The 10,443-nt window shown below is 69.4% G+C and carries 6 protein-coding genes, 1 rRNA gene and 1 pseudogene; 3 read left to right on the top strand and 5 right to left on the bottom strand.

All coding sequences use genetic code 11. The features are described from left to right. A 5S ribosomal RNA gene (gene rrf / locus QSK05_RS34290) occupies positions 1–81 on the top strand; the annotation flags it as partial. A 224-nt stretch (positions 82–305) separates the two neighbouring features. On the opposite strand, the gene QSK05_RS34285 is transcribed toward rrf, so the two are convergent. Both QSK05_RS34285 and QSK05_RS34280 read right to left on the bottom strand, forming a co-directional pair. Further along, positions 306–2,345, bottom strand: a complete 2,040-nt coding sequence (locus tag QSK05_RS34285; RefSeq protein WP_285601572.1) for a S9 family peptidase — start codon at positions 2,343–2,345, stop codon at positions 306–308. Between the two features lie 246 nt (positions 2,346–2,591). Continuing rightward, entirely contained in the window at positions 2,592–4,040 is a 1,449-nt protein-coding gene (locus QSK05_RS34280) for a hypothetical protein (RefSeq protein WP_285601571.1), read from the bottom strand. 202 nt (positions 4,041–4,242) lie between these two features. Between QSK05_RS34280 and ilvA the strand changes: the two genes are divergently transcribed. Beyond that, positions 4,243–5,493 carry a threonine ammonia-lyase IlvA gene (ilvA, locus tag QSK05_RS34275; protein WP_352303614.1) on the top strand — a complete coding sequence of 417 codons (1,251 nt, stop codon included), beginning with the start codon at positions 4,243–4,245 and terminating at the stop codon, positions 5,491–5,493. 57 nt (positions 5,494–5,550) lie between these two features. On the opposite strand, the gene gnd is transcribed toward ilvA, so the two are convergent. From gnd to QSK05_RS34260, 3 genes are all read right to left on the bottom strand, one after another. Beyond that, positions 5,551–7,026 carry an NADP-dependent phosphogluconate dehydrogenase gene (gene gnd / locus QSK05_RS34270; RefSeq protein ID WP_285601569.1) on the bottom strand — a complete coding sequence of 492 codons (1,476 nt, stop codon included), beginning with the start codon at positions 7,024–7,026 and terminating at the stop codon, positions 5,551–5,553. 161 nt (positions 7,027–7,187) lie between these two features. Then, on the bottom strand, positions 7,188–7,787 hold the full coding sequence (locus QSK05_RS34265; protein WP_285601568.1) for a hypothetical protein: 600 nt from the start codon (positions 7,785–7,787) through the stop codon (positions 7,188–7,190). A gap of 365 nt (positions 7,788–8,152) precedes the next feature. After that, complete coding sequence (locus tag QSK05_RS34260) at positions 8,153–9,601, bottom strand: hemolysin family protein (RefSeq protein ID WP_285601567.1); 1,449 nt, start codon at positions 9,599–9,601, stop codon at positions 8,153–8,155. A gap of 364 nt (positions 9,602–9,965) precedes the next feature. Here QSK05_RS34260 and QSK05_RS34255 point away from each other — a divergent pair. Beyond that, a pseudogene (locus QSK05_RS34255) lies at positions 9,966–10,337 on the top strand (hypothetical protein); the annotation flags it as partial. Positions 10,338–10,443: the final 106 nt, after the last annotated feature.

Genomic DNA, 10,443 nt, shown 5'->3' with positions numbered 1-10,443 from the left:
ATTCCGAACCCGGAAGCTAAGCCTGCCAGCGCCGATGGTACTGCACTGGTTACGGTGTGGGAGAGTAGGACATCGCCGGACAAAAATTGAAGACAGTAATGGCGGCCCCCGCCCGACGAAGAAACTTTCGATCGGGCGGCGCGGGCCGCCATTACTGCGTTTGCGGACCGGTTCGGGGTGACCCCGTACCCAAGGCGAGGCGTGCATCGTCCGCCAGCAGGTCGTCCGCAACTCTCCCGATGTCCCTTGTTCGTGATCATGCAAAGTGTTCCCGGGGACACTTTGCATGATCACGAACAGAGGGACTACTGCTTGCCTAGGTTCTCGGCGAAGCGGATGCGCACCGGCTCGGGCAGGTTGTCGGGCTGGAAGCCGAAGACCTGGCCGTAGAAAGACAGCTCGGACTCGAAGGCCCGGATGATGTTCTCCGCCCGGCGGAACCCGTGCTGTTCGCCCGGGAAGAGCAGGTAGCTGTGCGGCACCTTCTTGGCGGCGAGCGCAGCCACGATCATCTCGGCCTGGGCCGGCGGAACGACTTCGTCCTCCTCACCCTGCAGCACGATGAGGGGTCGGTCGAAGCCGTTGATGTGCGACAGGGGCGAACGCTCCGTGTAGATCTTTTCGGCCTGCGGCCAGGGACCGACCAGTCCGTCGAGGTAACGCGATTCGAACTTGTGTGTGTCCCGGGCCAGTGCGCCCAGGTCGGCCACGCCGTAGAGGCTGGCGCCGGCGGTGAACACGTCGCGGGTCGCGAGGGCCGCGAGAACCGTGTAGCCCCCGGCGCTTCCGCCACGGATCGCGAGGCGGGCGGCGTCGGCCAGCCCTTGGGCCGCGACCCAGAGCGCTGCCGCGCAGGCGTCCTCGACATCGACGATGCCCCAGGAGGCGTCGAGCAGCTTCCGGTAAGGGCGTCCATAACCGGTGCTCCCGCCGTAATTCACGTCGATGACGGCGAACCCGCGACTGGTCCAGTACTGGGTGCTCAGCCGGAAGGCGGAGCTCGCGGCACTGGTCGGACCGCCGTGCACGGTCACGATGAGTGGCGGACGCTCGTTCTCGGGACCGCGCACGGCGGCGGAGGCCGGCAGGTAGAGCAGTGCGTGCGCGTTGCGGCCGCCGACACTGGGGAAGGTGACATGGCGCGGTACCGAGATACCGGCCGGGTCGAGGCCGTGGTCGGGTACGTCGTTGAGTACGGTCCAGGCGAGAGCGCCCTTGTCATTGACCCGGAACTCGACCACGGCGGGCTCGGCCGTGGTCTGCGCCGCGATGGCCGTGAGCCGGGAACCGTCGGGGGAAAGGCGCAGCTGCTCGAGGTGGGGAAACGGAAGGGCGTCGGTCTCTATCGAGTCGTCCTGCAGTCGGACGAGATTCGCTCCCTTGTCGTCCGAATAGGTGAGCCAGGTCTGGCCGCCGGAGTCCGTGGCGTAGTCGCTGTTGCCGAAACGCCAGGCCGGGCCGCCCACTTCGTGCCGCAGGGGCAGTACCGGCGTGAGATCACCGCTGGTGTCGTCGACGCGGTAGACGTTCCACCACTGCGAGGTGTCGGAAATGACGTAAAGCTGACCGTCGGACCCGAAATCGGGCTGCATGAGCGACTGTCCGTCGCGCGGGGCCGCCCGTCCGTGACCGAGCCGCTGGGCACCCGCCAGCAGGTGGGCGTCGACCATCGAGAGCCCCGCGTCGGAGGACGCCAGCTCCCCGATCCACAGTGCGGTGCTGTCCCACGGCATGTTCGGGTGTTGCCACTCGATCCAGGCGAGGTGCTGGCCGTCGGGACTGATGCGCGGAGCGGCGACGAAGTCGGCGCCGCTCACGAGCACGCGTGGGGCAGGATCTTCGGTGTCACCGGGAACAGCCGGGATGGCAACGATCTCGTTGCGCACGTCGTTGCCCTCGTGCGTCTCCCGCACGCAGATGACCGTCTTGCCGTCGGGAGTGAGGCGTCCGTCCGTGTACCGCCAGGCTGCCTTCGACGGCGGAGTGGGCGTGATCGCCACCGGGCGCTTGCCCGGTTCGGCGCGGTAGAGCCGCTGGTCGTCCCAGTTCACGGTGAACACCACATCGCCGGCGACCCACCAGCTGCCTCCGCCGTACTCGTGCACCCGGGTACGCACGTTCCAATCCGGTCCGAGCACATCGGTGATCTGGCCGTCGGCCGCGCGGAACACCAGCTGTTCGCGTCCGCCCTGATCGGGGCGGATCTGCGACCACCAGGTGCCGGTGGCGCCGGGCCAGGCCTCGATCGGGCGCACGATGCCCGAGACCAGGTCAGCCGCGCTGATCGGTGACGGCCAGGTGCCGTAGGGCACGACAGGGAGCTGGGGACCCGCGGAGTCGCTCATGCCCGAACGCTACTGCGAACGGGTGGACATCACCCCGTGGAGATGCGACCCCCACTGTGCTCGTGATGATGCAGACCTTCCTCGGGCAGCGTTCGCTTGATCACGAACACAGTGGTGGGGGAGGAACCCGAACGAGGGACGCCGGTGGGCATCTGCGCGATGCCCGTGCGGCACAACGGATACCGGGGATGGGAGCCGGTACCCGCCGGCCGTGACCCGGCGTCCCTCGTCGGTAGCTCCGCTGGATCAGCCCTTCCGGCGGACGGTGAAGCTGTGGGCCACTTCCTGGTCGGTCGCACCGTGACCCGGCGGGTCGAGCAGCACCCGGCCGCGGGCCGAGTCACCCCTCTTCACCGAGCCGCCGTCCAGCCAGGCGCACTCACCCTTCTCGAGCACCTGCCGTTCGACCGTCGCGAAGGCGCGTCCCCTGGTGGCGACCTGGAGCACGGCGCGGGCGGCCGCGTCGCCGGTGTTGCAGACCCGGGCCCGGACGGCTCCGGCCGACGACACCGAGGTCTTCGGCACCGTCATCTCGTAGTCCGGCGCCGGGCACGAGAACTTCTGCTTCAGCACGACACCGTCGGTGAGGGCGGAGGTCAGGGAGACGGGCCAGGGGCCGGCGCCGCTGAGCCGCAGGGTGGCGGGCAGGTCCAGCTCGTCGTCGCCGGTCATCAGAGTGTCCGGATACGTGCCGGTCAGGCGGACCGTGGCCCCCTTGGCCGAGCAGACCGGCGGGCCGGCGGTCACCGTGCCCAGCGCCAGGGGCGCGGACTCGTACCGGCTGCTGATCTCCTGAGCTGCGTCCAGGCAGTCGACGGTGACCCCGTAGTCCCCGAGCGGTGCGTCGTCGGGGATCGGCAGCTGCGTCGCCGCCCAGGTGTTGCCGGTGATGTCGACCTCGGTGGTGACGATCGCGTTCGGGTCGGCCTCGGCGCCCAGACCGGCCACGTCGTCGTCGGAACCGTCGCCCGATCCGTCCCCGCTGTCATCGCCACCGTCGTCGCTCAGGGCCGCCGGGCTCACCTCGATCCGGGCGGTGGTGGCGGCTGCGGCGCAGACATCGACGGGGGATACGGCGACGGTTCCGCCCGGCACGACCAAGCTCGGTGTCAGGTTCACCCGAGCCGGGTTGCCGGACACCGTGAGGGCCGCCGGGGCGTAGGTCAGCGTGACCCCGTCCTCGTCATCGCCCGGGTCATCGGGGTCGTCGCCCGGGTCGTCGGGGTCGTCGGGGTCGATCATCCGCTGCCCGATCCGGCCGGGGGCGGCCGAGGAGAAACTGCTGGCGTCCCCGGCGGCCATCATGTAGGCCGAATCCAGACAGAGCACGTCGACGGTTCCCGGACCGGCGGCCACTCCCGCTGAGTTCCAGGCGCCGTTCTCGTCCGGACCCGTCACCGGCAATCGCACGGTGGTGGCGTCCCAGGCCCCGCTGTCGTCCGTCGTCAGCAGGTCGAGCTGGTAGGTGGTGTCCTCGGAGTCGGTGTAGGTGACGAAGACGTCTTGCGCACCACTCGCGGAGGGGCAGGGCTGCGGCGGTGTGACCGTGAACGAGGTTCCCGGACTCACCGAGGTGGCGCTGAGCGTGGGTGCGGCCGCGGTGTCGTCCTGCGCCGCAGCGAGGGCGAGGCCTGAGCCGGAGGTCAGCATCACGGCGAGCGTGACCGAACCAGTGACGAGGACGCGGCGAATCATCGTGCATCTCCTTCTGCTCCGGTGCGCAGGGACCCCAAGGCTCTCGACATCCCGGCGCCGGACCTGAACCCCGGCGTCACCCGGACGGCCTCACCGCGCCCGCAGGACACACCGGTGACGGCAGGTGAGACGACCCTCCACGCGGCTGCGGCCTGCGCCTAGGCTGCCCCTCGTGGCGACGACAACGCAATCATCGGGGCCGGTGACCGCGGACGACGTGGAGCAGGCAGCGCAACGGCTTTCGGCCGTTCTGGCACCCACTCCGCTGCAACCGCTCGACCGGGTCGGAGCCCGGATCGCCGGCCGGGTCTGGGTGAAGCGCGAAGACCTGCAACCGGTGCGCTCGTACAAGGTGCGGGGGGCCTACAACCTGATCGCCCAGCTGACTGCGCAGGCGCGGGAGGCCGGGGTGGTCTGTGCGAGCGCCGGCAATCACGCCCAGGGCCTGGCCTACGCCTGCGGGAAACTCGGTGTGCACGGCCGGGTGTACCTGCCGCGCACGACGCCCCGGCAGAAACGCGACCGCATCGCCGTGCTCGGTGGGGACCTGGTCGAAGTGCGGGTCAAGGGAGACACCTATGACGACGCGGCGGCCGAGGCCGCTGCGGACGCCCTGCTCACCGGGGCCACGCTGGTTCCGGCCTTCGACCACCCGTGGACCGTCGCGGGCCAGGGCACGGCGGTCGCCGAGGCCTTCGCCCAGCTGGAAGAGCTGGGCGAGGACCGGCCCGAGGTCGTGGTGATCCCGGTCGGAGGCGGCGGTCTGCTCGCCGGCACTGCCATCTGGCTGGCCGAGCGGCATCCGGAGGTGCGCCTGGTGGGGGTGGAGCCTGCCGGTGCGGCCTGCATGTCGGCCGCGCTACAGGCCGGGGAGCCCGTCACGCTGCCGGAGATCGACGGTTTCGTGGACGGGGCCGCGGTGCGCCGGGCCGGTGACGTCACCTTCCCGATCGTGCGTGACGCCAAGGTCGAGGTGGTCAGCGTGGCCGAGGGCCGGGTCTGCACCGAGATGCTCGCCCTCTACCAGTCCGACGGCATCATCGCCGAGCCCGCCGGGGCCCTGGCCGCCGCCGCTCTCGGTGACGTGGTGCGGCCCCAGCCGGGGGCGAACGTGCTGGTCCTGCTGAGCGGTGGCAACAACGACGTCAGTCGCTACGCCGAGGTGGTCGAGCGGGCGCTGATCCACGAGGGCCGCAAGCACTACTTCCTGGTCGGTTTCCCGCAGGAACCCGGTGCGCTGCGCCGTTTTCTGGACGACGTGCTGGGGCCGGACGACGACATCACGCTGTTCGAGTACGTGAAGCGCAACAACCGGGAGACCGGGCCGGCGCTGGTCGGTATCGAGCTGGGCAGCCCGGCCGATCTCCCGGCTCTGCTCGCCCGGATGAAGGCGTCGCCGCCGGACATCGAGAAGATCCCGGCCGACAGTCCGCTGTTTCGCTACCTCCTCTGAAAATCTCTGAAATTGAGGACGAGGTGGGCACCCTGGGTGCCCACCTCGTCCTCAATTTCAGCTTTCGATCTCGGACTTGTCGCCCGCCCACAGCGTGTGGAACGACCCCGCGGCGTCGACGCGGCGATAGGTGTGCGCGCCGAACAGGTCACGCAGGCCCTGGATCAGCGAGGCCGGAAGGCGGTCGCGGCGCAGACCGTCGTAGTACGCCAGCGACGACGAGAAGGCCGGAGTGGCAACGCCGTTCAGTGCGGCGGCGGAGACGACCCGGCGCCACGCGTCGGAGCCGCTCGACACCGCGCCGGCGAAGTACGGTGCCACCAGAAGGCTTTCCAGCTTCGGCTGGTCGTCGTAGGCCTCGCGGATCCGGTCGAGGAAACGGGCGCGGATGATGCAGCCGCCCCGCCAGATCGTCGCGGTCTTCCCCCGGTCGATGTCCCAGCCGAATTCTTCGCTGCCCGCCGCGATGTGGTCGAACCCCTGGGCGTAGGCCACGACCTTGGAGGCGTACAGCGCCTGGCGGACGTCTTCGACGAACGCGTCGCGGTCGCCGTCCGCGACCCAGCCATCGATGACGCCCGAGCCGAACGCCTCACCCGCGGCGGCGCGCTGGGCGGCGTGGCCGGACAGCGAGCGGGCGAAGGTGGCCTCGGCGATGCCGGTGATCGGGACGCCCAGCTCGAGCGCGTTCTGCACGGTCCAGCGGCCCGTGCCCTTCTGCTCGGCCTGGTCCTGCACGATGTCGACGAACGGCTTGCCGGTGCGCTCGTCGATGTGGCTGAGCACGTCGACCGTGATCTCGATGAGGAACGACTCCAGGTCGCCCTCGTTCCAGGTGCGGAAGATGTCGGCGATCTGCACGGGCGTGGCGCCCAGCCCTTGGCGCAGCAGGTCGTAGGCCTCCGCGATGAGCTGCATGTCGGCGTACTCGATGCCGTTGTGCACCATCTTCACGAAGTGACCGGCGCCGTCCGGGCCGATGTGCGTGCAGCAGGGGGTGCCGTCGACCTGCGCGGCGATCGACTCGAACATCGGGCCGAGCCGGTCGTACGCCCACGTCGAGCCGCCGGGCATGATGCTCGGCCCGAGCAGCGCGCCCTCCTCGCCGCCGCTGACACCGCAGCCGACGAAGTGCAGGCCTTTCGTCTTGAGGGCCTCTTCCCGTCGCCGGGTGTCGGCGAAGTGCGCATTGCCGGTGTCGACGACGATGTCGCCCTCTTCCAGCAGCGGCACCAGATCGTCGATGACGGCATCGGTGCCCGGGCCGGCCTTCACCATGACGATGACGACGCGGGGTTTCTGCAGGGAGTCGACGAAGTCTTCCAGCGACTCGCTGGGGACGAACGTACCCTCGTCGCCGTGATCGTCGATCAGGCTCTGGGTGCGGGCGTACGTGCGGTTGTGAACTGCCACCTGGTGGCCGTGGCGGGCCAGATTACGGGCCAGGTTGCGGCCCATGACGGCGAGGCCGGTCACGCCGATGTTGGCGGAGCCGGTTTTCGTCGTGACGTCGTTATCCGAACTGGTGCTCACCGTTCTCCTCAGTCTCTGCAGTCACCGGGCAGAGGCTGTCCTGTCCGGTGACGAGCCGGCGGGTTGGATCAGAACCACGCTCGGCCAGGCTACCTGCGACTTTGCGCCGCGAGCCGGGCCGAGGGTGGTCCTGTTGATCCCCCCTGTGCGAGGAATACGGTTCAGCAGCGCTCTTCGTAGGGGGCGACCGTCACGGTGACGGGCACGCCGTCGAACGTGTCGCCGGCCTTGGGTCGCTGGTCACAGACCCGCCAGTCGCCGAGGTTGCCGTCGACCGTGTCGCCGTCTTCCCGGTCGATGAAGCGCACGCTGGCCTTCTCACCGAGGATCTGGCCGGCCATGTAGGCCGTGCGGTTCTCCAGGTCGGGCATCTCGGTGGTCGCGACCTTGTACAGCGCCTGGTCGGACGAGGGGCACTTCTCGTCGAGCTGCACCGCGCCCAGCTCGACCTTGGAGTCTTCGTCGCGGGAGCCCGCGGCGGGGGTCTGGAAGCAGACCACCCACTCCTTGTCATCGCTCCAGCGCCGGTCACGGCCCAGGGCGTCGTGGGTCTCCACCTTGTCGAAACCGGACTTGTCGGCCTTGTCCTTGGCCCATTCCAGCCCTTTGCCCACCAGCTGGGGCAGGTTGGACTTGGCCGCCGCGCTGTCACCCCCGCCGCTGCCGATCATCCAGAAGATCAGGATCAGCACGACAGGCGTTGCCAGTACTGCGATCAGCACGATCGTGGGCGTGCTCGGACCGGTCCGCTCGCCTGCCATCAGCGCAACAACCCTTTCGGCCGTGGATAACCCGGTTGTGGCTGTTTGGGCAGCCGGAAGAATTATCCCGGACCTGGCGGTTGCATATCAATCCGCCGCGCTGCGCAGGTCCGGCACCGGCTCTGCACCGCTTTTGGCCAAGCCCCTGACCTGCGCCTTCATGGCGTCCGAGGCAGGTGGGCCAACCCTGGCGGGACGGCTGAGCGATCCCGCGCGTCCCACGGCCCCGAGTAAGTCCCCGTCTTTCCTCCGTGATCATGCAAAACCTCCCCGGAGTTCTAGAACTGTGATGGAGAGAGTTCTAGAACGCTGGGGAGATTTTGCATGATCACGAACAGGGGTTCTGGGGGAGGGGCGCCAGGTCGTCAGGCCTTGTCGGTGTGGGCCGGGGGATCGGCAGGGGTCAGGTCGAGGGCTGCCAGTTCGGCCGGGGTGGACGTGGCGGCCACGGCGGGCTCCTCGGTGGGCTCCTCGGTGGGCCCGGCCGGCAGTTCGGGGGCGGGCGGCAGATCGCGGTTCTCGCGGGCCTGGCGCGCGGTCTCCTTGGCGGCCTCGATCTGGGCCAGCTCGTCGGAGTCCAGCGGGTGCACCTGGACCCGGAGGATGGCCCGCGGCGTGACCTCGAGCGCGGTGAGGCGCCAGTTGCCCACGACGGTCTCGGTGCCGGCGGCCGGGAACTCGCCCAGGGCCTCCAGCATGATCCCGGCGATCGTCGCGCTCCGGCCCGCGTTCAGGTCGATGCCCAGGTCGGTCAGGTCATGGGCGGGGAAGGAGCCGTTCAGCTCGATATCGCCGTCGGGCCGGTGCAGGACCTGTGCGGTGTCCAGGTCGAACTCGTCGTAGATCTCGCCGACGATCTCCTCGAGCAGGTCTTCGAGCGTCACGATGCCGGCGACCGCGCCGAACTCGTCCATCACCAGGGCCAGCTGACCGCGCTGCTGCTGCATGCGGCCCAGGGCCTGCAGCACACCGGCCGAGTCGGGAAGCACCAGGGCGGGACGCACGTAGTCGGCGACCGCGCCGATCCCGGCCACGAGCTGTCGCAGGTGCACGAAACCGATGACGTCGTCCTCGGTCTCGCCGATCACCGGGGCCCGGGAGAGTCCGGCCTCGATCAGTAGGTCGCGGGCGGTCGAGGCGTCTTGCGCAGCCGTCACGAAGACCACGTCGGTGCGCGGCACCAGCACCTGGTAGAGCTTGCGCTCGTCGAGTTCGAGCGCGCCCTCGATGATCGAGCGCTGCTGCTCGGGGATGGACTCCTGGGCGGCGATCATGTCCTTGATCTCCTCCTCGGAGACCTCCTCGCGCGCCGCCTTCGGGTCCAGGCCGACCATCCGGACGACCAGTTCCGTCGACTTGGCGAGGATCCAGACCAGCGGCCGGGCCAGCACCGAGATCAGGTTGATCGGGCCGGCCGCGCGCAGCGCCCACGACTGGGCGGTCTGCATCGCGATCCGCTTCGGGGCCAGCTCGCCGATCACCAGCGTCACGTACGTCAGCATGATCGTCACCACGACGACCGAGACCGGCTCGGCCGCGCTCCCGAGGAAGCCGAGCGGCTCGATCAGCGGCTGGGCCAGCGACACGGCGGCCGTGGCCGACGCCAGCGCACCGGCCAGGGTGATGCCGATCTGGATGGTGGACAGGAAACGTGTCGGGTCGTTCGTCAGACTGGCCAGCCGACGACCCTTCTCGCTCTCCGTGGCCAGGCGGTTGACCTGGCTCTCACGTAACGAGACCAGAGCCATCTCGGAGCCCGAGAGCGCGGCGTTGATCAGGATCAGCACGGCGACCAGGGCGATCTCGACCCACATGGTGTGCTCGGCTCCTTCGGGGCGGAACTTGGGCCCCTCCCGGCCCTACCGGGCGGAGAGGTCAGCATGGGGCTGCCATCATCCGGCAGCGATGATCACGGCGCCTCCTGAGAACCTCGGCACGTCCGGTCCCCGTGACGGTTTCCGGGCAGGTCAGGTGCCCGTCCGCGTCCAAAATTATTGCTGTTGCCGTCGGCCCCGACCCGGGCGACCCGCGCGGGCCGGGGGAACACCGGGCAACCGTTGACCAACGAGCGGTGAACTCCTGCCCCTGGGGCCGTGAAACTCCGCCTCACGATCTGTCGGACAGCCGGTACGCGATGCGAACGTCGCGGGATGGAGAACCCCCCCGGCGGACGAGCGGATGGCCGAACTCAGCGAGCACCTGCGGGCGCCCGGCGGCGGCCGGCCCGTGGAGGGCCTGAGCGTCGACGACACCGATGACGACGACCCGGTGCTGATCACCCCGGCCGGGGACCCGGTGGACACCTGGCGCGAGGGCTACCCGTACTCCGAGCGGATGGGCCGCGACGTCTACGAGGCGGAGAAACGGCTGCTCCAGATCGAGCTGCTGAAACTCCAGAACTGGGTGAAGAGCTCCGGCGAGAAGGTGGTGATCCTCTTCGAGGGTCGCGACGCGGCGGGCAAGGGCGGCACGATCAAGCGGTTCATGGAGCACCTGAACCCGCGCGGTGCCCGGGTGGTGGTGCTGGAGAAGCCCAGCGAGCGTGAGCAGGGCGAGTAGTACTTCCCCCGCCTCTGACCGGCTCCCCGGGGTCGGGCATGATCAGTCGATGGACACGGGGCGGTTGCGGAATTGTGGGGTTTCGTGGCATTGCCAC

This window comes from Kineosporia sp. NBRC 101731, assembly GCF_030269305.1.
Taxonomy (GTDB): domain Bacteria; phylum Actinomycetota; class Actinomycetes; order Actinomycetales; family Kineosporiaceae; genus Kineosporia.
The sequence above is the reverse complement of the archived record's forward strand: the minus strand, read 5'-3'. Positions and strand labels throughout refer to the sequence as shown.

Coding starts and splice junctions, on each gene's coding strand:
- QSK05_RS34285 (WP_285601572.1), bottom strand. CDS start 2,345: ATGAGCGACTCCGCGGGTCCCCAGCTCCCTGTCGTGCCCTACGGCACC.
- QSK05_RS34280 (WP_285601571.1), bottom strand. CDS start 4,040: ATGATTCGCCGCGTCCTCGTCACTGGTTCGGTCACGCTCGCCGTGATG.
- QSK05_RS34265 (WP_285601568.1), bottom strand. CDS start 7,787: ATGGCAGGCGAGCGGACCGGTCCGAGCACGCCCACGATCGTGCTGATC.
- QSK05_RS34260 (WP_285601567.1), bottom strand. CDS start 9,601: ATGTGGGTCGAGATCGCCCTGGTCGCCGTGCTGATCCTGATCAACGCC.